Consider the following 24,526-nt stretch of genomic DNA (forward strand, 5'->3'; position numbering starts at 1 on the left):
GCCCGGAATGGCGCTGGAGCAGTTGGTATCCGGGGTTTGGGGGTTTGCGCGTCCGCAATCGCGAGACGGCATGGAGATTTGGGTTCTCCTTTTGCTGGCGATCCACGCCGGCAAGCCTGCCGCCACTCCCTGGTGATCGGATCGGGTTGGGGGGATCCTTGCGTCTAGGGCGTCACTGTTTGGGTGCAGTTCTCTGTCTCTTCGGAGCCGGAGCTGCGGTCGCGCAATCCGAGCTGCCCCAGCCCACCGGGACGCCGCTCAGCATCGATTTCGGCCAGGATCCGATCCTCAACCTCGCGCGCCGCGAGGCGGCGAACGATCTCTTCCGCGCCACCGTTGCCGCAGCCGTCCGCCGGCATCCGGCGACGGACGAATCGCGGGCGGGCATCGACGAGGCGGGCGCCGGTTTGGAAGGCGCGCGCGAATCCCGTTACCCGTCGGTCGACATCCAGGTTTCGACCTATCGGGTGATCTCCCGCGAGTTCTCGGACGACCCCAACAACATCATCGAACGCTCGCGCGCACCGACGCGTACCGACGCGCTCATGTCGGTCCAGCAGACCTTGCTCGATTTCGGCGCCGGCAGTGGCCGGGTCCGGGCGGCTGGCGCCCGGCTGCGGGCAGCGGGAGCAGACCTGGAAGCGACGGCGGATCGGGTGGCGCTCAGCACGATCGCCGGCTGGTACGACGTGTTCGGCTATCGCGCGCTCACTCAGCTTTCCGAGGCCTATGTGAACAGCCTGCGTGAGATGCGCGAGGCGGTGCAAATGCGGATCGATGAAGGCGTGTCGGCCCAGGGCGACCTCGCCCAGGCCGACCTGTATATCGCACGGGCCGAAACGCGCCTCGCCCAATTCCGGCGTCAGCTCGCCAATGCGGAGGCCACATTTGCCGCCTGGACCGGCATGCCCGTGCCCGAGGTGCTGGATCGTGCGCCTACTCCTGCCCTTCACATCGCGACCCGCGATGACGCCGAACTGGCCGCTGCCGAGGTCGCGACCGTGCGCAGCGCCGAAGCCAGCGCCGAGGCGGCCCGACAGGAGGCCCGCTCCGCCCGCGCCGAGCGGTTGCCCCAGATAACCGCCGGGATCGAGGCCGGCCGCTATGGCGTGTTCGAGACGGACCGCGACTATGACGTTCGCGGGCGCGTCGGCCTGCGCTACCGGCTCTTCGGCGGGACCGATCCGCGCGCGGAGGAATATTCGGCCCGTGCCCGCTCGGCCAGCGCGCGCGCCGACCGGATCCGCGAGGAAGCCGAGCGCGACGCCATGATCGCCCTGTCGGACGTGCAGGCGCTGGAGCAGCAGCTTCGCGCGCTGGAATCCTCCTATATGTCCAGCCGGCGGTCGCGCGACGTCATCATCGAGCGTTTCCGCGTGGCGCGCGGCACGCTGTTCGACGTCGCCATCGCCGAGGACGCCTATTTCGACAGTGCCACGGCCTACATACAGTCGCTGACCGAGCTGGACGCCGCGCGCTATGTCCTGCTGTCGCGCACCGGTCGGCTGCTCGACACGCTCGACATCGCACCGATCAGCCTGGGGAGACACGAGTGAGCGCCGACAATCTGGTGTCGATCCCGCGGCCGCGGCTCGCCGACTGGCTGATGGAGCCGATGCGCCGCAACCGAGCGACCTACCGGAAGGTCGCCCTCGCCGCGGTGTTCATCAACATCTTCGGCCTGCTGACCGCCCTGTTCACGATGACGATCTACGACCGGGTCGTTCCGAACAACGCCATGTCTTCGCTGGTCGCGCTCTCGATCGGCTTCGCCATCGTGATCCTCTTCGATTTCATCCTGAAGATGCTGCGCGCCTATTTCGTCGACCATGCCGGCGCGCAGATCGACCGCGACATTGGCGCCGAGGTGTTCGACCGGCTCATCGCCATGCGTCTGGAGCTCAAGAGAGGCTCGACCGGCGCCCTCACCGGCCTGATGCGCGAGCTCGAGGCGCTGCGCGACTTCTTTGCGTCTGCGACGCTGGTCGCGGTGGTCGACGTGCCGTTCATCCTGCTGACCCTCGTTGTGGTCGCGATCATCGGCGGCTGGGTTGTACTGGTGCCTGCGATCATGGTGCCGCTGGTCATCCTGGTCGGCTGGCTGACCCAACCGGCGCTGGAGCGGCTGACCGCGAAGTCCATGGGCGAAGGCTTTCTCAAGCAATCCGTGCTGGTCGAGACGATCGGCGGGCTGGAGATGGTCAAGACCGCTGGTGCCGCGCCGCTGATGTCGCAGCGCTGGCTTGCCGCAGTGGACCGCCATTCCGACAGTTCCCTGCGCCAGCGCCTCATCGCCGCGATCGGCGTCAACTTCGCCAGCACCGCCGGTACGCTCTCCTATGCGGGCGTGGTCATCATTGGTGTGGTGATGATCGCCAACCAGTCGCTCACGATGGGCGGCCTCATTGCCTGCTCGATCCTGTCCGGCCGGGCGATCGCGCCGCTCGCGCAAATCTCGCAGCTTCTGACCCGCATGACCGCGACCCGTACCGCCTATCGCCAGATCAACGACATGATGGAAATGCCGATCGAAGGCCCCGGCGGCGAGGCGCTCAAGGTCGACCAGCTCAAGGGCCGGATCGAGTTCCGCAACGTCAGCTTCCGTTACCCGGGGGCGGCCGAGCGGACGCTCAATGAGCTGAGCTTCACGGTCGAACCCGGCGAGCATGTCGCGCTGCTCGGGCGGGTCGGATCAGGCAAGTCGACGATCGCCCGCCTGATGCTCGGCCTCTACCCGCCTGAAGAAGGCCTGATCCTGGTGGACGGTACGGACATCCGTCAGTTCGACCCGGCTACCCTGCGGGCAAATGTCGGTGCGGTGATGCAGGAAAGCGTCCTGCTCACCGGCTCGGTGCGCGAGAATATCGTGCTCGCCCGCTCCGGCATCGACGATGCCGAGATGCTCCGGGCCACCCAGATTTCCGGTACCCATCAGTTCATGGGCCAGATCGCCAACGGCTATGATCTCAAGCTCGCCGATCGCGGCGAGGGCCTTTCGGGCGGGCAGCGCCAGTCGATCGCCATCGCCCGCGCCCTTGCCGGCCGGCCATCGGTCCTGCTGATGGACGAGCCCTCGAGCGCTATGGATGCGCAAACCGAGGCCGGTCTGATCCACCGGCTGCAGGAGGAGCTGAAGGAGCGCACGCTGGTCCTCATCACCCACCGCCCCGTCCTGCTCCAGCTCGTCCGGCGGATCATCGTGGTCGATCAAGGCCGGATCGTTGCGGACGGGCCGCGCGACGCGGTGCTGAAGCAGCTTGCCCGTCCGAAGGCGGCCTGAGCCATGTCCGACACCCGTCCGAATACCCACATCGAAGACCTCACCGACCGGATCAATCCGCGCAAGGCCTCCAACCTGCTGCTCTGGGGCGTGATCGCCTTCGTCGTCGTGTTCTTCGTCTGGGCGGCATTCGCCGAGCTGGAGCGCACGGTGCGCGGCATGGGCCGTGTCATCCCGAGCTCGCAGCTCCAGGTCGTCTCGAACCCCGAAGGCGGCGTGGTCGATCAGATCCTCGTGCGGCCCGGCCAGAACGTACGCGCCGGTGATCGGCTCATGAGCCTCGACCCCGTCCAGCGGGGCTCCGAATTCGGGAGCGGCGCGGCGACCGTGGCCGCGCTCGACGTCAAGATCGCCCGACTGGAGGCCGAAGTGGCCGGCCGCGAGCCGGTCTACCCCGATACCACCGACCCTTCGGGAATCGAGCAGATCCGGATCGAACAGGCACTGCACGTGGCCCGCATCGCCGACCTGACCAGCCTGCTCGGTGCGGCAGAGGCGCGCCTCTCGCAGGCGACCCGTGGCGTCGCCGAGGCACGGGCGACCTATGAGGCGCGGATCACATCCCGCGACTCGCGCGCCGAGGAGGCGCGCATGCTGCGTCCGCTGGTCGAGCGCGGTATCGAGCCGCGACTCAGCCTGACCCAGGCCGAAAGCGCCGCCGCCGTCGCCGCGAGCGAAGCTTCGGCGGCCGCGGCAGCCATCTCCCGCGCCCAGGCCAGCGTCGCCGAGGCCCGGGCGAGCGCTGCGCAGGCCCGCCAGGACTGGCGCGCCCGTGCCGCGACCGAGCTCGCCGGCGCCCAGGCCGAGCGCGAGGCCCGGCGCCGGACTCTCCCCGCCCTCGCCCAGCAGGTCGAGCGCACCGTCCTGCGCGCGCCGCTGTCCGGCCGGGTCAACCGCGTGCTGGTGACGACGCGGGGCGGTACGGTCCAGGCCGGCCAGCCATTGGTCGAAATCGTGCCGTCCGAGGAAAACCTGATCGTCGAGGCGCGGGTTCGCCCCCAGGATATCGCCTTCGTCCGCCTCGATCAGGACGCGCGGGTCGCGATCACCGCCTATGACCGCGCCGTCTATGGCACGCTCGACGGCCGGGTCGTCGCGATCTCGCCCGACGCCGTCGCCGAGGAGCGGACCGGGGAGACCTATTATCTCGTCCGGGTCCGGACGGATGCCAACGCGCTCCGTGACCCGGGGGGACGGCCATTGCCGATCGGCCCTGGCATGGTCGCCGAGGTCGACATGCTCGGCGACACCCGCACCGTCCTCCAATATATTCTCACCCCAATCACCCGCCTCAGCGAATCCGCCTTCCGCGAACGCTAGCGGCTTCCTTCGCAACGCATGAGCCGCTAGGCGCGTCGGGCAAGATCAAGAGGACGAGATGGCCGAACCCACCACCCTGCCCTTCGACTGGGCCGATCCTTTCGCGCTCGACGCGCAGCTTTCGGACGAGGAGCGGATGGTCCGCGACACGGCGGAGGCCTTTGCGCAGGACAAGCTGCTGCCGCGCGTGACGAGCGCGTATCTGGAGGAGCGGTTCGATCGCGAGATCATGAACGAGCTCGGCAGCCTCGGCCTGATCGGCGCGACGATCGCTCCCGAATATGGCGGTGCCGGCCTCAACTATGTGAGCTACGGCCTGATCGCGCGGGCCGTGGAGCGGGTCGACAGCGGCTACCGCTCGGCGATGTCGGTGCAGTCCAGCCTCGTCATGCATCCGATCAATGCCTACGGGACCGAAGCGCAGAAGCAGAAATACCTGCCCAGGCTGGCGACCGGCGAATGGGTCGGTTGCTTTGGCCTCACCGAGCCGGACGCCGGCTCCGACCCTGGGTCGATGCGCACCCGCGCACAACAGATCGACGGCGGCTATCGCCTGTCCGGCACCAAGATGTGGATCACCAACTCGCCGATCGCCGATGTGTTCGTCGTCTGGGCGAAGTCGGACGCGCATGATGGCCGGATCAAAGGCTTCGTGCTGGAGAAAGGCATGAAGGGCCTCTCCACGCCCAAGATCAAGGAGAAGCTCTCGCTGCGCGCGTCGATCACCGGTGAGATCGTCATGGACGGCGTCGAGGTGCCCGAGGAGAATCTGCTGCCCAACGTCAGCGGATTGGCCGGCCCCTTCGGCTGTCTCAACCGCGCGCGCTACGGCATCGCCTGGGGCTCGATGGGCGCGGCTGAGGCCTGCTTCCATGCCGCGCGCAGCTATACGCTGGAACGCAAGCAGTTCGGACGGCCGCTGGCGGCGACGCAGCTCGTGCAACTGAAGCTCGCCAACATGGCGACCGAGATCACACTCGGGCTGCAGGCGGCCTTGAGAGTCGGACGCCGCCTCGACGCCGGCGACCTCGTCCCGGAGACGATCAGCCTGATCAAGCGCAACAATTGCGGCAAGGCGCTGGAGATCGCCCGCATCGCCCGCGACATGCACGGCGGCAACGGCATCTCGGCCGAGTTTCAGGTCATGCGCCATGCAGCCAACCTCGAAACGGTGAACACCTATGAGGGCACGCACGATGTCCACGCCCTGATCCTCGGCCGTGCGATCACCGGGCTGGCCGCCTTCTGATGGACAAGCCGCTCGCCGGGCTCAGGGTGATCGAGCTCGCCCGGATCCTGGCCGGGCCCTGGGCCGGCCAGCTGCTGGCCGATCTCGGCGCCGAGGTGATCAAGGTCGAGCGGCCCGGTGCCGGCGACGACACGCGCGGCTGGGGACCGCCCTTCGCGGCCGACGGCAGCGCCGCCTATTTCCACAGCTGCAACCGCGGCAAGTCTTCGATGGCGATCGACCTCGAAACCTCAGAGGGGCAGGACGCGGTCCGCGCCCTCGTCCGCGACGCCGACGTGCTGATCGAGAATTTCAAGGTCGGCGGGCTCGCCAAATATGGTCTCGACCAGGCGAGCCTCTCGGCGCTGAATCCGCGGCTGGTCTACTGCTCGATCACCGGCTTCGGTCAGGACGGTCCCTATGCGAACCGGGCTGGCTATGATTTCATGATCCAGGGGATGGGCGGGATCATGGACCTGACCGGCGAGCCGGACGGGTCGCCGCAAAAGATCGGCGTCGCCTTTGCCGACATTTTCACCGGCGTCTATGCTTCGACGGCGATCCTCGCCGCGCTGCGCGGACGCGAGGCGACCGGAGCGGGCTGCCATATCGATATGGCCCTGCTCGACGTGCAGGTCGCTGTCCTCGCCAATCAGGCGATGAACTACCTGGTCGGCGGAACGCCGCCGCACCGGATGGGCAACGCCCATCCCAATATCGCGCCCTATCAGACCTTCGCGACTGCCGACGGCCATGTCATCGTCGCCGTCGGCAATGACGGCCAGTATCGACGCCTGTGCGCCCTGCTTGGTCAATCGACCCTCGGCGAAGACAGCCGCTTCGCCACCAATGCGGATCGGGTGCGCAATCGCACTGCACTGGAAGCCGCGCTGGCCCCGCTGATCGCCCTGCGCCAGCGTGACGAGTTCCTTGCCGCGCTTGCCGCGAGCGGCATCCCCGGCGGCCCGATCAACGATGTCGCCCAGGTGTTCGCCGATCCGCAGGTGATTGCCCGCGGGATGCGGATCGATGCCGGCGGCGTGCCGGGCGTCGCCTCCCCGATCGTCATCGATGGCGCACGCCAGGTGGCACGATCGTCCAGCCCCGCCCTGCCGGCCGGCGCGGAAGGCTAGTCAGCGCTCGCGTCGGAAGAGCAGGATCGGCGACTCGCGATAGGTCGCCTCTTCGCGCACATCGAAGCCCACCTTTTCGGCCAGCCGGATCGACGCCGCATTGCCATGGTCGATGATGGCGACGATCTGCGGAGCGTTCAGCGATCGATCCGCCCAGTCGAGCGCAGCGACGACGCCTTCCACCGCATAGCCATGCCCATGCGCTTCCGGCACCAGGATCCAGCCCATCTCCGGCAGGCCCTCGATGCCGGGCGTCATGTCGCGCTTGAAATCGGCGAAGCCCAGTTGCCCGAGATAGGCGCCATCCGCCTTCCGCTCGATCGCCCAATAGCCGTAGCCGAGCAGCTCCCACAGGCCGGGAGCAGCGAGCATCCGCCGCCAGGTGTCCTCGCGCGCATGCGGCGTGCCGCCGAGATAGCGCACGACCTCGGGATCGCGCATGGCCTTGGCCTGCGCGTCCAGATCGCCTGCGCGGAACGGACGTAAGACAAGGCGCTCGGTCTCGACAACCGGCGCTTCAGCCATGGATCCCGGCCCCTTCGACGTCGCCGGCGGCGTCGCTCAGGACATGCTTCGCCGGGATGGCGGCTGATCCAGCCGTCACTTCTTGCCGAGCGCGAGACCGCCGAAGCGCTTGTTGAAGCGCGCCACCTGACCACCCTGGTCGACGAGGCGGGTGTTGCCGCCGGTCCAGGCCGGGTGGACCTTGGGATCGATGTCGAGTTGCAGCGTGTCGCCTTCCTTGCCCCAGGTGGAGCGGGTCTCGAACACGGTGCCGTCGGTCATCTGCACCTTGATCATGTGGTAATCGGGGTGGGTATCGGTCTTCATGTCTTTGATCTTCCGTGGTTTCGGCTGGTTTCCGACCAGCCCGACGGGAAAGGAAGGCGCGGCTCTACCTGCAAAGGGCACGATTGACAAGCCGTGGTGCGGCGCAATAGGGCGGCCGCGCAGAAGGTGCCGTCCTCTCAGGGGACGGTGAAAAGGGAAGCCGGTGCGAAACCGGTGCTGTGCCCGCAACTGTAAGCGGCGAGCTTGCCCTCCGCAAAGGACGGCGAAGCGATCGAGCCGCGAGCCAGGAGACCTGCCTTCGCCGTCGTCCGCATCCGGCCGGGACCAGCCGCGGTGCGTGGCGTCGTGCAAGCTCCGCCTGCGCGGCTCCTCCGAGACGACATGCACATGTCGTCAAACGGAGGTATCGATGCCCGCCTTTCTTCTGCTTCTCTCCGCCGCCGTGGTTCAGCCCGGCAGCGAGATCATTGTCACTGCTGCCCGCGCCCCGCGCGCGGCCGACGAGCTCCCCGCCTCTTCGACTTTGTTCGACGAAGCGACGCTGGACGCGTTGTCGCTGCCCGCGGCGTCGGACGTGCTGCGCCTCTCGCCCGGCCTGTCGGTTGCGGCCACGGGGCCGCGCGGCACCCAGACGCAGGTCCGCATTCGCGGTGCCGAAGCGAACCACACCTTGCTTTTCGTCGACGGCATCCGCTTCAACGACCCTGCGTCGGGCAACGAGCCGCGCTTTGAGTTGTTGACCACCGACGCGCTCTCGCGGATCGAAGTGGTGCGGGGGCCACAATCGGCTTTGTGGGGATCCGAGGCGCTGGGCGGCGTGATCGCGGCGAGCACGATCGGGGGCACGGGCAGCACAGGTTTCCTCGGCGATGCGGAATATGGCAGCCTCGACAGCGCCCGCCTGTTCGGCCGCTATGCGGTCCGGGCCGGTGATGTCCGCCTCTCGGCGTCGGGCGGCTGGCAGCGCAGCGATGGCATCGATTCCTTCGGCAGCGGCGGCGAGCGCGACGGATTCGACAATGTCACGGCGAGCGTCCAGGCAGTCTATCGCAGCGGACCGATCGAGGGCGGCGTCGTCGGCCACTGGATCGAGGGCACCAGCGAGTTCGACGGCACCGATCCGGTGACCTTCCGCCGCGCAGACACGCTCGACGAGACCGAGAACCGGATCGGCGCGGTGCGCGGCTGGCTGTCCTGGGAAGAGGACGGTTGGGCGCTCAGCGGCGAGGCGAGCTATCTCGACAGCGCCAATCGTAACCGCCTCGGCGACGACCCGCTCAACAGCACCTTCGGCGACCGCCTGACGCTCGGCGCCCAGGTTTCGCGCCGTTTCGGCAGCCATCAGCTTATTGCCGCGATCGACCACAACCAGGAGGATTTCCGCGCCCGCGACACCGCCTTCTTCGGCGGCACCGATCAGGACCGTTCGCGCGACATGACCGCCGTCGTCGGCGAATGGCGCGCGGACTGGACGCCGTGGCTCGCGACCGACGTCGCGCTGCGCCACGACGATTTCAGCGCGTTCGACGATGCGACCACCTTCCGCGGCTCGGTCCTCATCCGTCCGGTCGAAGGCCTCACCCTGCACGCCGCCTATGGCGAGGGCATCGCCCAGCCGACCTTCTTCGACCTGTACGGCTTTTTCCCCGGCTCGTTCGTCGGCAATCCCGATCTCAAGCCGGAAAGCTCGCGGGGCTGGGAAGCGGGCGTACGCTGGGCGAACGATCGGCTGGGCATCGGCGTCACCGGCTTCACCCAGCGCCTTCGCAACGAGATCGTCGACACCTTCGATCCCGTCACTTTCCTGTCGAGCACCGAGAATGCCGACGGCAAGAGCCGCCGCGACGGTTTCGAGGTGGAAGCAAGCTATCGCCACGCCGATTGGCTCAACCTCACCGCCAACTACACCTTCCTCGACGCCGACGAGCAGCGCACCGCCGGTGTCGACCTGGTGCGGGAGGTTCGCCGGCCGCGCCATACGGCGAACCTGATCGCCTTCGGCGCTGCCGATCGGTTCAACTGGGGCGCAAGCATCGCCTATGTCGGCAAGCGTCGCGACACCGATTTCGACGTCTTTCCGTCACCGGTGGTGACACTCGACGATTATGCGCTTGCCTCGCTTCGGATCGGTTATCGCATCCTGCCCCAGCTCGAACTCTATGCCCGGATGGAGAATGCCTTCGACGCGGACTATCAGGACGTGATCGGCTACAACACGCCGGGTCGGACAGTCTATGCGGGTCTTCGCGTCGCTCTCGGTCGCTAGGCCCCTGCTCCTTGCGGGGGCCTGGGCGCTCGCCATGCCGGCCATGGCGGCGCCGGCGCGGGTCGCGTCGCTGAACTTGTGCACCGATGAGCTGGTCCTGGCGCTCGCCGCGCCGGACCAGATCGCCTCGGTGACGCATCTGGCGCAGGATCCGGCGGAAACGCCGCTCTGGCGCGAGGCGCGACGCTACCGGCGCAATGACGGCAGCCTGCTCTCGGTCGCCGCGCTTCGTCCCGATCTCGTCGTGACGATGGGCGGCGGCGCGCGCGATCGGCTGCGGATTGCCGAGCGGCTCGGCATTCCCACGATCGACCTGCCTTTCGCTGCGAGCCTCGACGACACCAAGGCCGGTATCCGTCGCCTCGCCGCCGCGCTGGGACGGGTGGCGGCCGGGGACGCGCTGATTCGGCAAATCTCCGCCCTTCAGGCGAGCACGCCGCCCGCTCAGGCCGAGGCGATCTGGCTCGGCGGCGGCGGGCGGACCGTCTCGGCCGTCGGTCTCGAGGCGCAGTGGATGGCATTGGCCGGCCTTCGCCAGCGGCCGTTGCGGGGCGACCGGGTCGGGCTCGAGACCCTGCTGGCGCGGCCACCGCAGATCCTGCTGCGCAGCGACTATCGCCAGGGCCAATATTCCGCCGCCCAGCGCTGGCTCACCCATCCGGCTGCAGCGCGTGTCCGCGGCGCACGCACGATCGCGACCGACGGGCGGCGCTGGACCTGTATGGGCCCGCCGCTGATCGGCGAGATCCACCGATTGCGTCGCGAGATCGCACGGTGACCCGGGCCACCGCCCTTTTGCTCGCGCTTGCGCTTGGCGGCGCGTTCCTGGCCTCCCTGGCACTGCCCTATGGCGACCTCGCCGGCATCTATCGGCAGGATACCGGCCTCGCGACGACCCTCCTCATCGAATTGCGGCTCCCTCGCGCCGCGCTCGCGTTGATCTACGGCGCGATGCTGGGGGCGGCGGGCGCCGCGGTGCAGGCACTGTTCGCCAACCCCCTCGCCTCCCCAGACCTCACCGGCACGACCAGCGGTGCCGCGCTCGGCGCCGTGATCACCGCCTATATTTTCGGCTTCGCCGCGCCGATCGCGCTTTCGGTCGGCTCGGTCGCCGGCGCGCTCGGGGCGCTCCTCCTGCTCCTTGCTCTCGCCGGCCCCAAGGCCGAGACGGCAACCCTGCTCCTCGCCGGCCTGGCAATCAGCGCGCTCGCCGGGGCCTTGACCACGCTCGCGCTGGCGCTCGCCCCCTCCCCCTTCGCCTTCTACGATGCCTATGACTGGCTGATGGGCTCGCTGGTCGACCGCAGCCTTGCCCAGACCGCCTTTGCCGGCATACCGGCGGCGCTGAGCTTCGCCTTGCTGCTCCGGCTTGTCCGTCCGCTCGACAGCCTCGCCCTCGGGGAGGAGGTCGCCCAGTCGCTCGGCCATGACGTGCCTTCTCTGCGTCGCCAGGTCGTCTGCCTGACCGCGCTTGGCGTCGGCGCCTGCGTCGCGATCTGCGGGGCGATCGGCTTCGTCGGGCTGGTCGCGCCGATCTTCGCGCGCCGGCTGACCCGGAGCCATCCGGGCCGGGCGATCCTTCCGGCAGCGATGATCGGGGGCATATTGCTCCTATTGGCCGACCTCGCGGTGCGACTGGCGCCGCTGGGGCGGACGCTGCCGATCGGGGTCCTCACCGCCCTGCTCGGCGCGCCCTTCTTCCTCTGGCTGGTCGCGCACATGCGCTGGCGCGTGGCGGCATGACGCCGCTCCTTCAGGCCCGCAACCTGTCGCTGCCCGGCCGACTCATGGACGTGTCGCTGGACATCTATCCGGGTGAGCTGATCTGCCTCGTCGGCCCCAATGGCAGCGGCAAGACCAGCCTGCTCCACGCGCTGACCGGTATCGGCAGTCCCGCTGGCGAAGTTCTTGTCGATCACGTCGATCCACGCCGGCTGGGACCGGCGCAGCGCCCCCACTATCTGACCTTCCTGCCCGCGGCCCGCGACATCGCCTGGCCGCTGCTTGCCCGCGACCTGATCGCGTTGGGGGGCGGTGGAGCGCCGCCTGACGCGCTTGCGCTGGACGATCTGCTGGACCGCCGTCTGGACACGCTTTCCACGGGCGAACGCAGCCGGGTCCTCATCGCCCGCGCCCTGGCGCCGAAACCGAAGCTGCTCCTGCTCGACGAGCCCACCGCCAATCTCGACCCGCTCTGGCAAATCCGCCTCATGGAGCTGGTCCGGTCGGAGGTGCGCGACAATCAGCGCGCGGCCCTGGTCGCAATCCACGACCTCGATGCGGCCACCCGCTATGGCGATCGGGTGCTCGTCATGGACGGAGGATCGATCGCCGTCGAAGGCCTCGACGGCGAGCCTGTCGCACGGATTTTCGGAATCGAGAAGGTGGCCGGCGCGTGGCGGCCGGTCAGTCCGTTGGCGGATCGGCGATCATCGCCGTGAAATTGGCTTCGGCGGCGAGCTTGCCGCCGACCAGCGCGCGGCCGGCGAACTTGCAGACGCTGGTGCGCTTCTGGACGAACTCGACCTCCAGGCTCAGCAGGACACCGGGTTCAACCGGCGTCCGGAACTTCGCCCCGTCGATCGCCATGAAATAGACGAGCTTGCCCGAGCCCGACAGGCCGAGCGATTCGACGGCGAGCACGCCGGCTGCCTGGGCGAGCGCCTCGACGATCAGCACGCCCGGCATGATCGGCCGGCCGGGGAAATGGCCCGCGAAGAACGGCTCGTTGATGGTCACCGCCTTGGTGGCGACGATCTTCTCGTCGACCACCAGCTCCTCGACGCGGTCGACGAGGAGCATGGGAAAGCGATGGGGAAGCGCCGCCATCACCCGCCGGATATCGAACGGGACCCCGGAAGAAGCCGGGGCGGCGGCGCTGGTCCGGTCAGGCATTACCGGCCCTGCGGACGGTTCTGCTGCTGCTGTTGCTGCTGGGCCGGCTGCTGCGCGGCGGGCTGCTGCGCGGGCGCGTTGACGTTCACGCTCGTCACCGCGGTGTTGAGCGCGGCCAGGACCGCATCGGTGATCTCGACCGACGGGTTGATCGCGAGCGTCGCCGCGCGATCCATGGCGATCGTCGCCCCGCGCTGCTGCATGATCTGGGTGATCGATGTGTTCAGCGGTCCCTCGAGCTGCTGCAGGACGAAGGCGCCGTTGCGGCGGAGCTGCTCCTGACGAGTCTGAAGCTCCCGCTGCGCGTTCTCCTGAGACGTCTGGAAGGTGCGGATCCGCGTCTGGAGCGCCGCATCCGGCTGCCCGCCCTGCGGAATGGCGTTGATCGCCGTTTGGATCGCCGTCTGCTCGGTCTGCAGCGGCTGGCCGAGCTGTTGCGCGCGCTGCTCGAGCTGCTGACGCTGCGTCTGGAGCTGCTGGTTGGCGGCGACGCAGGCCGTGCACTGGCTGAGGATGCGCTGGGTGTCGACGACGGCGACGACGGCCGGCGCGATTGCCTGAGCCTGCGCGGCGGCCGGAATGGCAAGTGCGAGCGCGGCGGAGGCCGTGCCGAAGAGCAGTTTGTTCATCAGAATGCTGTCCCTACGTTGAAGCTGAAGAGTCGGGTATCGTCGCCCGGTTCGCTGAGCAGCGCCCTGGCGATGTCGATGCGGAATGGTCCGAACGGCGAGTTCCAGTTGACGCCGATGCCGATCGAAAGGCGCGGCGCGGGCGTATCGCCAAGGAAGACTTCACGGAAGGGCGAAACGCCGAGGCGGGTCAAAGTCGTGCCGGTCGGGCAGGTCGAGCCGCCGGGAACGGTGCTCACAGTTCCCGAAGGGTCGGTGCACTGGTTCAAGGTCAGCGGAGACCCGGGTGCGATGTCGAGCGTCACAGGATCCCGCACACCCCAGAGCGCGCCGACATCGACGAAAATCGAAGGCCTGAGACCAAGGTCGCGCGCCCCCGCACCGAGCGGAATCTCCAGTTCGGCGCGGCCTTGGTAGTAGAGGCGGCCGCCGATGGCATCATCGAGGATGGCATCGGGGTCGTCGCTGAGACGCACGTTCGTGATGTTGCCGTTCTCGTCCGTGTCGAACAGGTAGGGGATGCGCTGCACCCGCGGGCCGACGCCGCGGATGTCGAAGCCGCGCATCTGCGGATTGCCGAGGAAGAAGCGGTCGTTGATGCGGACCGGATCGACATTGGGCGCGCCGTCCTCGAACGAACGGATGTAGCCGCCTTCGGCGCTGAGCGAGAAGATGAAATTGCCGAGGACGTTCCAATATTTCGCGGCGCTGGCGCGAGTCCGCAAATAGGTCACGTCGCCGCCGACGCCAGCGAAATCCTGGCTGAGCAGGACCCTGTGGCCGCGGGACGGCCGGACCGCGTTGTTGAGCGTGCTGTAGACGAGCGAATAGCCGATCGAGGAGGTCAGCCGGTTGCCGAGCGAGTCGCACAGATAGCGGCTGGCGAGCAGCGGGTCGCATTGCGACGGCAATGGCCCGGTGCCGTCGGGATCGGTAAAGTACAGCGCCTCGTTGAGGCTGACCTCGTCATAGGAAAGCCCGTAGCGCAAGGCGAGGCTGAGATTTTCCGTGATCGGCACGCCTGCGCGGACCTGCCCGCCCGTGCTGACCACCTCGTAAGTCGTCTGACGATCGTTCCCGAGCAGGTTGAAACTGTTATAGTCGCGCCGGAAGAGATCGAAGCCGACAGCGATGTTGCGATCGAACAGATAAGGCTCGGTAAAGCCGAGCTCGACCGACTTGCTGTAGGACGAATAATTGACCGCCGCCCGCAGCTCCTGCCCACGGCCCATGAAATTGCGCTGGCGGATGGAGAGGTTGACGAGGAAACGCTCGAGGCTCGAGAAGCCTGCCGAGAGCTGGAGTTCGCCGGTCGCCCGCTCCTCGACCGCGACGCCGAGAACGACACGGTCGGGGCCCGACCCCTGCTCCTGGGTGATCTCAAGATTGTCCTGGAAGAAGCCGAGCGACTGGATGCGGTCGCGCGAGCGGCGGACGCGGACATTGTTGAACGCATCGCCCTCGGCGAGGCGGAACTCGCGGCGGATCACCTTGTCGTGCGTGTTGGTGTTGCCGGAAATGTCGATCCGCTCGACATAGACGCGCGGCGTTTCCGCAACCCGGAACGTCACCCCCATGGTGAGATTCTCGCGGCTGCGCTGGAACTGCGGGCGCACGTCCGCGAAGGCGTAGCCGAACAGGCCGGCCAGCTCGTTGAGGCTGGTGACCGTGTCCTCGACCTGCTGCGCATTGTACCAGTCGCCGGTGCGCATCGGCAGCGTGCGCTGGAGAGCGTCGGCCTGGAAATCGCGGATGTCGCTCTGGACGGCGACATCGCCGAATTTGTAGCGCTCGCCTTCCTCGACCACATAGGTGATGATGAAGTCACGCCGATCCGGCGTCAGTTCCGCGACCGCCGAAACGACGCGAAAGTCGGCATAGCCCTGGGTCAGATAGAACTGCCTGAGCTTCTGCTGGTCGAAGGCGAGCCGGTCGGGATCGTAGGTATCCGACGAGGTGAAGAAGTTCCACCAGACATGCTCGCGCGTCGCCATCTCCGAGACGAGGCGATTGTCGCCGAACCGCTCGTTGCCGATGATGTTGATCTGACGGACGCGCGAGCGCGGTCCTTCGTTGATCTCGAACACCACGTCGACACGGTTCTGATCGAGCTGGACGATCTGCGGCACGACGCTGGCGGCGTAGCGGCCCTGGCGGCGGTACAGTTCGATGATGCGCGCGACGTCGGCGCGGGCGCGCGAACGGGTGAAGATCTGTCGCGGCGCGAGCCGGATTTCCGGCGCGATCTTGTCGTCCTTGAGACGGCGGTTGCCCTCCAGGACGATGCGGTTGATCACTGGGTTCTCGCGGACCTGGATGACGAGCTCGCCGGTGTCGGCGCCGGCGATCTGGACGTCCGCGAACAGCTCGGTCGCGTAGAGATCACGCAGCGCGTCGTCGAGACGCTCCTGCGTATAGGGCTCCCCGGGGCGCAGCGAGGTATAGGAGAGAACCGTCTCCGGCTCGATCCGCTGGTTGCCGGAGACCGTGACCGTCCGGATGGTCCGGCTCGGCTCGGCCGGCGACGGCGGTGACAATTGCGGAATCTGTTCCGCCTGTGGTGCGGGTGCGGCGGGAGCCGGCTGCGCGACCTGTTGCGCCGCCGCGGGGGCGGACAGGCCACCGAGAACGGTTCCGACGAGGAGGACAGCGCACAGCTTTCGACCATTGGGAAATACTTCGTTCGCCGTCACGCGTCCCCGCCTTTTGATCTGAAGGCCGCCAACTGGGCCGGCCGTTGTCCCTGTAAGCACCTGCCCTGCCCCAACATAGTCAGCCGATCAAGCCGCCAAGCTTGGTAAAGAGGCCAAAAGAAGCCAGATCGTTGAACGTGACGAAGACCATCAATGCCAGCAAAACCGCAAGGCCCGTCCTGAATGCCCACTCCTGGGCCTCCGGCTTCAGCGGTTTCCGCCTCACTCCCTCGATCGCGTAGAACAGCAGATGTCCGCCGTCGAGCAAAGGAATTGGCAAGAGGTTGATGAATCCCAGATTAATTGAAATCAGGCTCATGAAGAGGACGAAGTCGAGCCAGCCGAGGCTCGCTTGCTGGCCGGAGAACTGGGCGATCTTCAACGGACCGCCCATTTCCTGAAGCGAGCGCTGGCCACGGATGACCTGCCCGAGCGTCACGACCATCATCTTCACCGTGTCGACGGTCTGCCCGAGCGCGGCGCCGACCACCTGATGCGCCGGAAGCCGGGCCACCTCGATGCCGCCCGGCCCGATGCCGATCCGGCCGATCCGCGCCCTGTTGCCGAACCGGTCCTCGACCTCGAGCGACTGCGGCGTGATCTCCAGCGTCTGCGGCGCGCCGGCGCGCTCTATCCCCACGGTCATGCGCTGATCGGGGCGGATCGACACGTAGGAGGCAATGTCCTCGAATCGGTCGATGTTCCGCCGGTCTATGGCGGTAATGCGATCGCCGGGCCGGAGGCCGGCCGATGCCGCGGCTGACCCTTCCAGGACCGTCGCGATGACCGGCGGCGTGCGCGGCTGGCCATAGGTGCCGAACAGGGCGATGTAGACGAGGATGGCGAACAGGAAATTGGTGATCGGCCCGGCGGCGACGATGATGAAGCGCTGCCACAATTTCTTCGCCTGGAAGGTCTCGGCGCGCTCCTCGGCAGGCAGAGCCAGCCATTCGTCGCTCGGCGTCGAGGCCGGGTTCATGTCGCCCTTGAACCTGACGTAGCCGCCGAGCGGCATCCAGCCGACCTTCCAGCGGGTGCCGCGCTTGTCGGTCCAGCCGAAGACTTCGTGGCCGAAGCCGATCGAGAAGGCTTCCGCCTTTACCCCGAACCAGCGGCCCGCGAAATAATGGCCGAGCTCGTGGATGAAGATCAGCGGCCCGATGACGAGCAGGAACGCGAGAATTGTGAAGAAGAGGCCGGGGCTGCTCAAATGCGGAACTTTCCTGTCACCTCGGCGGCCACGTCCCTGGCCTCCCGATCGATCTCCAGCACCTCGTCGATCGACGAGGGGCCCCCCGGTGCATAGCGGGAGAGAACCTCGCCCACCACCGACGCGATATCGAGGAAAGCGAGGCGGCTTTCAAGAAAAGATGCGACCGCTATCTCATTGGCGGCATTGAGGATGGCAGGCTTCGCACCACCCGCGACCAGCGCCTGCATGGCCAGGCCGAGAGCCGGAAAGCGATCCAGATCCGGCTCCTCGAAATCGAGTTTGCCGATCCTGACCAGGTCAAGGCGCGCGCACGGCGTCTCCATCCGCTCGGGCCAGGCGAGCGTGTGGGCGATCGGGATGCGCATGTCGGGTGCGCCGAGCTGGGCCAGCACCGAGCCATCGACATATTCGACCAAGCTGTGGATCACCGACTGCGGATGGATCACCACTTCCAGAGCATCCGCCTCGACGGGGAAAAGATGATAGGCCTCAATGAGTTCTAGGCCCTTGTTCATCAAGGTCGCGGAATCGATCGAAATCTTGGCGCCCATCGACCAGTTCGGATGGGCGACCGCCTCGGCGGGGGTGACTGCGCGCATCTCCTCGCGCGACCGGCAGCGGAACGGGCCGCCGCTGGCGGTGAGGATGACCCGGCGAATGCTGCCCGGCCGCGCGGCGTCGAAACACTGGAAGACGGCATTGTGCTCGGAATCGACCGGCAGCAGGGTCGCGCCGTTCGCCGCCGCGGCCGTCGTCATCAGGTCCCCTGCAGAAACGAGCGATTCCTTGTTGGCGAGCGCAACCGTGCCGCCGGCCTCCAGCGCCCGCATGACCGGCTTGAGGCCCGCCGTGCCCACGATCGCCGCCATCGTCCAGTCGGCGCCGGCGGCGGCGGCATCGGCAATCGCCTGCTCTCCGACGCGCGCGTCGACGCCGGTGCCTTCGAGCGCCTCCCTGAGGCGCGCGTGATGAGTTTCGTCGCCGATCACTGCCGTTCGAGGGCGGAAGCGACGGGCGAGTTCGACCAGGCCGTCGATATCCTTGCGCGCGGTCAGCGCGACGATCTCGAACCGGTCGCGGTTGCGTTCGATGAGGTCGAGGGTGGACCGGCCGACCGATCCGGTTGCGCCGAGGATGGTGACGCTGCGGGTCATCCGGTCCACAGCCCCGCCATCAGCACCGCCAGCGTGACCACTGCCACCGGCAGCAGCCCATCGACCCGGTCGAGGACGCCGCCATGGCCCGGCAGGAGGGTGCCGCTGTCCTTGACGCCAGCGCGGCGCTTCTCCCAGCTCTCATAGAGATCGCCGGCCTGGGCAAGCACCGCCATTGGGGCGCCGAGCCAGAGGAAGGGCGCGCCCAGCGCGAAAATCTCCAGCCCGGCGACGAGCCAGCCTGCGACGGCCGCTGCGACGATGCCGCCGAAAAGCCCCGCCCAGGTCTTGTTCGGGCTGATCCGCGGCGCGAGCTTCGGGCCGCCGATCGCCCTTCCGGCGAAATAGGCGCCGATATCGGTCGCCCAGGTAACGATCATCGCCCAGAAGACGAGCCCGTACCAGGCCCAGCCCAGCACCAGCAGATCGAAGGCCGGGACGGCGATGTAGAAGAAGCCCCAGGCCATGACGAGGCGGCGGCTGAGGATGCCGACGATCATCGCCACGGCCGCGGCGATGCCGAAACCTGTCCAGACCGGCGCGAAGCTTTCCGGCGCCAACGCGAGGATGCCGGCTCCGTCCGGGGTCAGGATCTCGTCCATCTGGCCGGCCGGAAAGAGCCATTCAGTGACGCCGAACAGGAAGGCGACGACCAGCGCCGCGCTTGCCCATGCCCAGTGGCGAGGCAAGCGATGCATGTCGCTCCACTCGACCAGCATGATCGCGGCGCCCAGCGCGACCAGGATGCGGAACGGCCAGCCGCCCAGATAGATGGCGACGCTCGCCACCGCGACCATGGCCACGCCGGCGGCGAAGCGCACGGTGAGGTCCGCCGCGGGCTTCTGCATGTTTTCGACCGTCATAGCCCGCCGTAGCGCCGCTCCCGCCGGGCATATTCGGCGAGCGCAGCCTGCATGACGGCCTCGTCGAAATCGGGCCAGAGCGTGTCGACAAAGAGCAATTCGGCATAAGCCGCCTGCCAGAGCAGGAAATTGGACAGGCGCTGCTCGCCCGAGGTGCGCAACAGGAGGTCGAGTGGCGGCAATCCGTGGGTGTCGAGCGTGCCGTCGATCCGCGCCTCATCGATCTCCTCGGGCCGAAGCTGCCCTGCTGCCACCTGCTCCGCGAGCCGGCGCGTGGCGCCGACCAGCTCGGCGCGCGCGCCGTAATTGAGCGCGATCGCCAAAATCATCCGACGATTGCCGGCAGTTTTGGCGACGGCATCATCGACCATCTTCGCCACATCGGGCTCGAACGCCGTGTGATCGCCCAGAATGACAAGCTTTATACCTTCCCTATGAAGGTCGTTCAGCTCCTTTTTCACATAGAATTTGAGGAGTGCGGTAAGATCGGCGATCTCGGTCTTGGGCCGCCGCCAGTTTTCCGAGGAGAAGGCGTAAAGCGTCAGGCACTCGACTCCCGCTTCACCTGCGGCGCGCAGCGCCTTGCGGGCAGCCTCCGCTCCGGCGCGGTGCCCCGCCGAACGTGGCAGGCCGCGCGCGTTCGCCCAGCGGCCGTTGCCGTCCATGATGATAGCGACGTGGCGCGGGACCGCGATTTCCGGCGCTTCCGGTCGGGTCCCGGCGCTGGCCGGCGCGGCGGTCACTTCTGAAGGATTTCCTTGTCCTTGGCGGCGAGAACGTCGTCGATCTCCTTGATCGCCTCGTCGGTGAGCTTCTGCACCTCGGTGTCGAGGCGCTTATGCTCGTCTTCGCTGATCTCCTTCTTCTTCTCGTCGGTCTTGAGCGCGTCCATGCCGTCGCGGCGGACGTTGCGGACGGCGACCTTCGCCTTCTCGGCATATTGGTGGGCGAGCTTGGCGAGCTCCTTGCGGCGCTCCTCGGTCAGGTCCGGGATCGGCAGGCGGATGTTCTGGCCGTCGGTGATCGGGTTGATGCCGAGACCGGCATTGCGGATCGCCTTCTCGACCGCCGAGATGTTCGAGCGGTCCCAGACCTGCACGGACAGCAGTCGCGGTTCGGGCGCCGAGACGGTCGCGACCTGGTTCAAGGGCATGTTCGCGCCATAGACCTCGACCGTGACCGGATCGAGCAGCGCTGTCGAGGCGCGCCCCGTACGCAGGCCGCCCAGATCGTGCCTCAGCGCCTCGACGGCGCCGTGCATACGGCGCTGCAGATCGCCCTTGTCATAAGCCGGCATGGCGTCCTCCCTAGTTCTGGACGATCGTCGCCATGCCTTCACCACCCAGGACGCGGGCGAGATTGCCCTGTTCGCGGATGTTGAAGACGACGATCGGGATGTTGTTGTCACGGCACAAGGCGACGGCGCTCGCGTCCATCACCTTGAGATTGTCGGCGAGCACCTGGTTGAAGGTGACGGTGTCGTAGCGCCTGGCGTCCGCCACCTTCTTAGGGTCGGCATCGTAGATGCCGTCGACGCTGGTACCCTTGAACAGGGCGTCGCAGCCCATCTCGGCGGCGCGCAGCGCTGCGGCGGTGTCGGTGGTGAAGAAGGGGTTACCGGTGCCGGCGGCGAAGATCACCACCCTGCCCTTCTCCATGTGGCGGATCGCCCGGCGGCGGATATAGGGCTCGGAGACGGTCGCCATCGGGATGGCAGACTGGACGCGGGTGTCGACCCCGATCTTCTCGAGCGAATTCTGCAGGGCGAGCGCGTTCATGACGGTCGCCAGCATGCCCATATAATCGGCGCTGGCCCGGTCGAAGCCCTTGGCGGCGCCGGCGAGGCCGCGGAAGATGTTGCCGCCGCCGACGACGAGACAGAGCTCGAAACCGTTCTCGCGGGCCACCTTGATCTCGCCGGCGAGGCGGGCGACCGTGTCCGGATCGATGCCGAACTGGCCGTCGCCCATCAGCGCCTCGCCCGACAGCTTCAGCAAGATCCGGTTGAAGCGCGGGCGCGACATGAAGGCGATTTCCGTTCGATGCTATGCTGAGAGCGCGCGCACCTTAGTAAGGTGCGACGGGAGTGCCAAGCCTCTCCCCCTCCCGCAAATCGGAAGGGGGAGATGCTGGTTATGCGACGGGCTCGGCTTTCTGGGTGCCGGCGGCGGCGGCGACTTCGGCGGCGAAGTCGCTTTCCTTCTTCTCGATGCCCTCGCCGATCTGGAAGCGCAGGTACGAGGCGAGCGTCACCGGCGCGCCGAGGCGCTTGCCCTCGGCGGCGATCACGTCCTCGACCTTCGTCTTGTTGTCCATGACGAAGAGCTGCGAGAGCAGCGCATTCTCCTTGCGGAACTTGGCCATTGCGCCCTCGACCATCTTCTCGACGATGTCGGCGGGCTTGCCCGATTCCTTGGCCTTCTCAAGCGCGATGCCACGCTCGCGCTCGATCAGGGCGGCGTCGAGATCCTCGCCGCGCAGCGCCAGCGGGTTCGCCGCGGCGATGTGCATGGCGAGCTGCTTCCCGAGCGCCTCGAGTGCGGCCTTGTCGGCCGCGCTCTCCAGCGCGACCAGCACGCCGATCTTGCCGAGGCCCGGCGCAGCGGCATTGTGGACATAGGACACGACCGCGCCCTCGTTCACGCTGACGCGGCCGGCGCGGCGCAGCGACTGGTTCTCGCCGATCGTGGCGATGTTGTTGGTCAGCACCTCGTTGACGCTGCCGCCGCCCGGATAGGCGGCATTGCCCAGCGCCTCGATGTTCGCGCCGGTCTCGAGCGCCAGCTTCGCGACTTCGCGCACGAAGCCCTGGAACTGCTCGTTCTTGGCGACGAAATCGGTCTCCGAGTTCACCTCGACGACCGCGCCGGTCGCGCCCTCGACGGCGACGCCGACCAGGCCCTCGGCGGCGACGCGCCCGGACTTCTTGGCGGCGGCCGCGAGGCCCTTGGTGCGCAGCCAGTCGATGGCGGCTTCCATGTCGCCATTGGTCTCGGCCAGCGCCTTCTTGCAGTCCATCATGCCGGCGCCGGTGCGCTCGCGCAGTTCCTTCACCGCTGCGGCCGTGATCTCAGCCATGTCTCATATCCTCTTGATAGAACGGGTCCCCGGCCCATGGCCGGGGAATGTTGCGCTTAGGCTTCAGCCAGCGCCGCTTCGGCCGGCGGCTCGTCCTGCGCGCCGAGATCGACGCCGCGGGCGGCCGCGCCGCCCTGCTTGCCGGCGAGCACCGCATCGGCGATCGCGTCGCAATAGAGACGAACGGCGCGGCTGGCATCGTCATTGCCCGGCACCGGGAAGGCGATGCCGTTCGGGCTCACATTGGTGTCGAGCACCGCGACGACCGGAATGCCGAGCACGTTCGCTTCCTTGATCGCCAGCTCTTCCTTGTTGGCGTCGATCACGAACATCACGTCCGGGATGCCGCCCATGTCGCGGATGCCGCCAAGGCTGAGCTCGAGCTTGTCGCGCTCGCGGGTGAGCTGGAGCACTTCCTTCTTGGTGAGGCCGTGCGTGTCGCCGGCGAGCTGCTCCTCGAGGCTCTTGAAGCGCTTGATCGAGTTGGAGATCGTCTTCCAGTTGGTGAGCATGCCGCCCAGCCAGCGATGGTTGACGAAATGCTGGCCCGAGCGGCGCGCGGCCTCGGCGATCGGATCCTGCGCCTGGCGCTTGGTGCCGACGAACAGCACCTTGCCGCCCGACGCGGCGGTCGAGCGCACGAAGTCGAGCGCACGCGCGAACAGCGGCACGGTCTGCGACAGGTCGATGATGTGCACCCCGTTGCGCTCGCCGAAGATGTACGGCTTCATCTTGGGGTTCCAGCGATGGGTCTGGTGGCCGAAATGCGCCCCGGCCTCGAGCAATGCCTGCATGGTGACGTCGGTGGACGCCATGATGTTTCTCCTTCCGGTTATACCTCTGCGGGGCCGAGAGACTGGATCGCTCCAGCCACCGGTATGATGGCCCTGCATGTGGAATGGGCGCGCATTTAGGGGAGACCGGGCGGGAAATCAACCCGGTGCTGATTCCCGGTTGACTGTAGAACAAAAAGAGAACATAGGCATGTCAGGCAGCGATCGAGGAACCCTTGGCCGTCGCCTGGATTCAGCTGTGGATGGTTGAGAGGATAAAGCTGTGGCTCACCTGTTGACGATCGCGTTCTTTCTGACCCTGCTGGTGGCGCTGGGCATGGTTCTCGAGTTCATTCTGAAGGAGAGCTGGGCGGAGATCTGCGCCGCCTTAAGGGGCGCGCCGGCGGCTCCGGCAAGGGCAGCTCGGCCTCGTTCGACCGTTGCGCGACCGCCCCGGCACGCTGCCGCCTGACCTTCGCATAACTCGCGATGCTGAACGGAATGAGGGCGAGATAGACGAGCGCGACGACGCTCAGGGTCTGCCAGGGCGCGGAGAAGAGCGCGCCGCCGACCAGCGCGATGACAAGGATCGCTTCCAGCCGGATGTTGCGGCGGAGACGCAGCGAGGTCCAGGAAAAGGTCGCGAGGTTGGAGATCGCCAGGAAGGCAATGAAGCCGGCCCAGATCGCGACCAGCCAGAAATTGCGCAGCCACTCCCATTCCTGGCCACTGGCCAGCCAGAGATAGATCGGCAGCAGGAGCAGCCCCGCCCCGGCCGGCGCCGGCACGCCCGTGAGGAAACCGGCTGACTTGTGCGGCTGGTCCTCGACGTCGATGCGGGCATTGAAGCGGGCGAGCCGGAGCGCCATGCAGACGGCATAGGCAAGCGCGAACACCCAGCCGATACCACGCTGCTCCTGCAGCACCCAGAGATGGAGCACGATCGCCGGCGAAACACCGAAAGCGATAACGTCGGAAAGCGAATCCAGCTCGGCCCCGAACCGGCTCTGCCCCTTCAGCGCACGGGCAATGCGGCCGTCCATGCCGTCCAGCACCGCCGCGGCGATGATCGCATAGATCGCCCGGTCCCACTCGCCGGCAATGGCGAAGCGGACGCTGGTGAGGCCGACGCAAAGCGCCAGCGCAGTGATCGCATTGGGAACGACCGCGCGCAGCGGGATTCCCCGGCGCTCCGGCACCCCGGTCATG

Annotated in this window: 23 protein-coding genes and 1 riboswitch; of the genes, 9 read left to right on the forward strand and 14 right to left on the reverse strand. The window is 67.4% G+C overall.

Features of this window, described 5'->3' with window-relative positions; genetic code table 11:
- Positions 1-179: 179 nt before the first annotated feature.
- Genes RCO27_RS01130 through RCO27_RS01150 form a run of 5 tightly spaced genes read left to right on the forward strand, consistent with a single transcriptional unit; the run spans position 180 to position 6,961 of the window.
- On the forward strand, positions 180-1,556 hold the full coding sequence (locus RCO27_RS01130) for a TolC family protein (RefSeq protein ID WP_309000799.1): 1,377 nt from the start codon (positions 180-182) through the stop codon (positions 1,554-1,556).
- On the forward strand, positions 1,553-3,280 hold the full coding sequence (locus RCO27_RS01135; RefSeq protein ID WP_309000800.1) for a type I secretion system permease/ATPase: 1,728 nt from the start codon (positions 1,553-1,555) through the stop codon (positions 3,278-3,280). Before RCO27_RS01130 ends, RCO27_RS01135 begins: the two co-directional genes overlap by 4 nt.
- Before the next feature lie 3 nt (positions 3,281-3,283).
- On the forward strand, positions 3,284-4,600 hold the full coding sequence (locus tag RCO27_RS01140) for an HlyD family type I secretion periplasmic adaptor subunit (protein WP_309000801.1): 1,317 nt from the start codon (positions 3,284-3,286) through the stop codon (positions 4,598-4,600).
- 58 nt (positions 4,601-4,658) lie between these two features.
- A complete protein-coding gene (locus tag RCO27_RS01145; protein WP_309000802.1) occupies positions 4,659-5,849 on the forward strand; it encodes an acyl-CoA dehydrogenase in 1,191 nt (396 codons plus the stop codon).
- A complete protein-coding gene (locus RCO27_RS01150; RefSeq protein WP_309000803.1) occupies positions 5,849-6,961 on the forward strand; it encodes a CaiB/BaiF CoA-transferase family protein in 1,113 nt (370 codons plus the stop codon). The genes RCO27_RS01145 and RCO27_RS01150 overlap by 1 nt, the downstream gene beginning before the upstream one ends.
- On the opposite strand, the gene RCO27_RS01155 is transcribed toward RCO27_RS01150, so the two are convergent.
- Both RCO27_RS01155 and rpmE read right to left on the reverse strand, forming a co-directional pair.
- Positions 6,962-7,486: a GNAT family N-acetyltransferase gene (locus RCO27_RS01155; RefSeq protein ID WP_309000804.1), complete on the reverse strand. Its 525-nt coding sequence runs from the start codon at positions 7,484-7,486 to the stop codon at positions 6,962-6,964.
- Positions 7,487-7,561: 75 nt separating this feature from the next.
- Positions 7,562-7,792, reverse strand: coding sequence for a 50S ribosomal protein L31 (rpmE, locus tag RCO27_RS01160; RefSeq protein ID WP_309000805.1), 231 nt, complete (start codon positions 7,790-7,792; stop codon positions 7,562-7,564).
- 107 nt (positions 7,793-7,899) lie between these two features.
- Positions 7,900-8,068: riboswitch (cobalamin riboswitch) on the forward strand.
- 94 nt (positions 8,069-8,162) lie between these two features.
- Here rpmE and RCO27_RS01165 point away from each other — a divergent pair.
- From RCO27_RS01165 to RCO27_RS01180, 4 genes are read left to right on the forward strand one after another with little or no spacing between them, the layout of a single operon-like run.
- Positions 8,163-10,019, forward strand: a complete 1,857-nt coding sequence (locus RCO27_RS01165; protein WP_309000806.1) for a TonB-dependent receptor domain-containing protein — start codon at positions 8,163-8,165, stop codon at positions 10,017-10,019.
- 43 nt (positions 10,020-10,062) lie between these two features.
- Entirely contained in the window at positions 10,063-10,797 is a 735-nt protein-coding gene (locus RCO27_RS01170) for an ABC transporter substrate-binding protein (RefSeq protein WP_309000807.1), read from the forward strand.
- Positions 10,794-11,762 carry an iron ABC transporter permease gene (locus RCO27_RS01175; protein ID WP_309000808.1) on the forward strand — a complete coding sequence of 323 codons (969 nt, stop codon included), beginning with the start codon at positions 10,794-10,796 and terminating at the stop codon, positions 11,760-11,762. Before RCO27_RS01170 ends, RCO27_RS01175 begins: the two co-directional genes overlap by 4 nt.
- Positions 11,759-12,460 (forward strand): ABC transporter ATP-binding protein, encoded by a 702-nt coding sequence (locus RCO27_RS01180; RefSeq protein ID WP_309000809.1) that lies wholly within the window; start codon positions 11,759-11,761, stop codon positions 12,458-12,460. The genes RCO27_RS01175 and RCO27_RS01180 overlap by 4 nt, the downstream gene beginning before the upstream one ends.
- On the opposite strand, the gene fabZ is transcribed toward RCO27_RS01180, so the two are convergent.
- From fabZ to RCO27_RS01240, 12 genes are all read right to left on the reverse strand, one after another.
- The gene (fabZ, locus tag RCO27_RS01185; RefSeq protein ID WP_309000810.1) at positions 12,426-12,914 is read right to left on the reverse strand and encodes a 3-hydroxyacyl-ACP dehydratase FabZ; all 489 of its coding nucleotides are present in this window, start codon (positions 12,912-12,914) and stop codon (positions 12,426-12,428) included. The genes RCO27_RS01180 and fabZ overlap by 35 nt on opposite strands.
- Positions 12,914-13,543, reverse strand: a complete 630-nt coding sequence (locus RCO27_RS01190) for an OmpH family outer membrane protein (protein WP_309000811.1) — start codon at positions 13,541-13,543, stop codon at positions 12,914-12,916. Before RCO27_RS01190 ends, fabZ begins: the two co-directional genes overlap by 1 nt.
- Complete coding sequence (gene bamA / locus RCO27_RS01195) at positions 13,543-16,236, reverse strand: outer membrane protein assembly factor BamA (protein ID WP_309000812.1); 2,694 nt, start codon at positions 16,234-16,236, stop codon at positions 13,543-13,545. The genes RCO27_RS01190 and bamA overlap by 1 nt, the downstream gene beginning before the upstream one ends.
- A 79-nt stretch (positions 16,237-16,315) precedes the next feature.
- A complete protein-coding gene (gene rseP, locus RCO27_RS01200; protein WP_309000813.1) occupies positions 16,316-17,446 on the reverse strand; it encodes an RIP metalloprotease RseP in 1,131 nt (376 codons plus the stop codon).
- The gene (locus RCO27_RS01205) at positions 17,443-18,603 is read right to left on the reverse strand and encodes a 1-deoxy-D-xylulose-5-phosphate reductoisomerase (protein ID WP_309000814.1); all 1,161 of its coding nucleotides are present in this window, start codon (positions 18,601-18,603) and stop codon (positions 17,443-17,445) included. Before RCO27_RS01205 ends, rseP begins: the two co-directional genes overlap by 4 nt.
- Complete coding sequence (locus RCO27_RS01210; protein ID WP_309000815.1) at positions 18,600-19,466, reverse strand: phosphatidate cytidylyltransferase; 867 nt, start codon at positions 19,464-19,466, stop codon at positions 18,600-18,602. The genes RCO27_RS01205 and RCO27_RS01210 overlap by 4 nt, the downstream gene beginning before the upstream one ends.
- Positions 19,463-20,209 carry an isoprenyl transferase gene (locus RCO27_RS01215; protein WP_309000816.1) on the reverse strand — a complete coding sequence of 249 codons (747 nt, stop codon included), beginning with the start codon at positions 20,207-20,209 and terminating at the stop codon, positions 19,463-19,465. The genes RCO27_RS01210 and RCO27_RS01215 overlap by 4 nt, the downstream gene beginning before the upstream one ends.
- The gene (gene frr / locus RCO27_RS01220) at positions 20,206-20,763 is read right to left on the reverse strand and encodes a ribosome recycling factor (RefSeq protein WP_309000817.1); all 558 of its coding nucleotides are present in this window, start codon (positions 20,761-20,763) and stop codon (positions 20,206-20,208) included. Before frr ends, RCO27_RS01215 begins: the two co-directional genes overlap by 4 nt.
- 10 nt (positions 20,764-20,773) lie before the next feature.
- Complete coding sequence (pyrH, locus tag RCO27_RS01225; RefSeq protein WP_309000818.1) at positions 20,774-21,490, reverse strand: UMP kinase; 717 nt, start codon at positions 21,488-21,490, stop codon at positions 20,774-20,776.
- A 109-nt stretch (positions 21,491-21,599) separates the two neighbouring features.
- Positions 21,600-22,544 carry a translation elongation factor Ts gene (gene tsf / locus RCO27_RS01230; protein ID WP_309000819.1) on the reverse strand — a complete coding sequence of 315 codons (945 nt, stop codon included), beginning with the start codon at positions 22,542-22,544 and terminating at the stop codon, positions 21,600-21,602.
- 56 nt (positions 22,545-22,600) lie between these two features.
- Positions 22,601-23,359 carry a 30S ribosomal protein S2 gene (rpsB, locus tag RCO27_RS01235; RefSeq protein ID WP_309000820.1) on the reverse strand — a complete coding sequence of 253 codons (759 nt, stop codon included), beginning with the start codon at positions 23,357-23,359 and terminating at the stop codon, positions 22,601-22,603.
- A 308-nt stretch (positions 23,360-23,667) separates the two neighbouring features.
- Positions 23,668-24,525, reverse strand: coding sequence for a phosphatidylcholine/phosphatidylserine synthase (locus RCO27_RS01240; protein WP_309000821.1), 858 nt, complete (start codon positions 24,523-24,525; stop codon positions 23,668-23,670).
- Position 24,526: the final 1 nt, after the last annotated feature.

It is taken from the genome of Sphingosinicella sp. LHD-64 (assembly GCF_031157375.1).
Lineage (GTDB): Bacteria > Pseudomonadota > Alphaproteobacteria > Sphingomonadales > Sphingomonadaceae > Allosphingosinicella.

What these genes read in the sequence shown, in the direction of transcription:
- RCO27_RS01140 (WP_309000801.1), top strand. Translation starts at nt 3,284, where the DNA reads ATGTCCGACACCCGTCCGAATACCCACATCGAAGACCTCACCGACCGG.
- RCO27_RS01145 (WP_309000802.1), top strand. Translation starts at nt 4,659, where the DNA reads ATGGCCGAACCCACCACCCTGCCCTTCGACTGGGCCGATCCTTTCGCG.
- RCO27_RS01150 (WP_309000803.1), top strand. Translation starts at nt 5,849, where the DNA reads ATGGACAAGCCGCTCGCCGGGCTCAGGGTGATCGAGCTCGCCCGGATC.
- RCO27_RS01155 (WP_309000804.1), bottom strand. Translation starts at nt 7,486, where the DNA reads ATGGCTGAAGCGCCGGTTGTCGAGACCGAGCGCCTTGTCTTACGTCCG.
- rpmE (WP_309000805.1), bottom strand. Translation starts at nt 7,792, where the DNA reads ATGAAGACCGATACCCACCCCGATTACCACATGATCAAGGTGCAGATG.
- RCO27_RS01165 (WP_309000806.1), top strand. Translation starts at nt 8,163, where the DNA reads ATGCCCGCCTTTCTTCTGCTTCTCTCCGCCGCCGTGGTTCAGCCCGGC.
- RCO27_RS01170 (WP_309000807.1), top strand. Translation starts at nt 10,063, where the DNA reads ATGGCGGCGCCGGCGCGGGTCGCGTCGCTGAACTTGTGCACCGATGAG.
- RCO27_RS01180 (WP_309000809.1), top strand. Translation starts at nt 11,759, where the DNA reads ATGACGCCGCTCCTTCAGGCCCGCAACCTGTCGCTGCCCGGCCGACTC.
- fabZ (WP_309000810.1), bottom strand. Translation starts at nt 12,914, where the DNA reads ATGCCTGACCGGACCAGCGCCGCCGCCCCGGCTTCTTCCGGGGTCCCG.
- RCO27_RS01190 (WP_309000811.1), bottom strand. Translation starts at nt 13,543, where the DNA reads ATGAACAAACTGCTCTTCGGCACGGCCTCCGCCGCGCTCGCACTTGCC.
- RCO27_RS01205 (WP_309000814.1), bottom strand. Translation starts at nt 18,603, where the DNA reads ATGACCCGCAGCGTCACCATCCTCGGCGCAACCGGATCGGTCGGCCGG.
- RCO27_RS01210 (WP_309000815.1), bottom strand. Translation starts at nt 19,466, where the DNA reads ATGACGGTCGAAAACATGCAGAAGCCCGCGGCGGACCTCACCGTGCGC.
- frr (WP_309000817.1), bottom strand. Translation starts at nt 20,763, where the DNA reads ATGCCGGCTTATGACAAGGGCGATCTGCAGCGCCGTATGCACGGCGCC.
- pyrH (WP_309000818.1), bottom strand. Translation starts at nt 21,490, where the DNA reads ATGTCGCGCCCGCGCTTCAACCGGATCTTGCTGAAGCTGTCGGGCGAG.
- tsf (WP_309000819.1), bottom strand. Translation starts at nt 22,544, where the DNA reads ATGGCTGAGATCACGGCCGCAGCGGTGAAGGAACTGCGCGAGCGCACC.
- rpsB (WP_309000820.1), bottom strand. Translation starts at nt 23,359, where the DNA reads ATGGCGTCCACCGACGTCACCATGCAGGCATTGCTCGAGGCCGGGGCG.
- RCO27_RS01240 (WP_309000821.1), bottom strand. Translation starts at nt 24,525, where the DNA reads ATGACCGGGGTGCCGGAGCGCCGGGGAATCCCGCTGCGCGCGGTCGTT.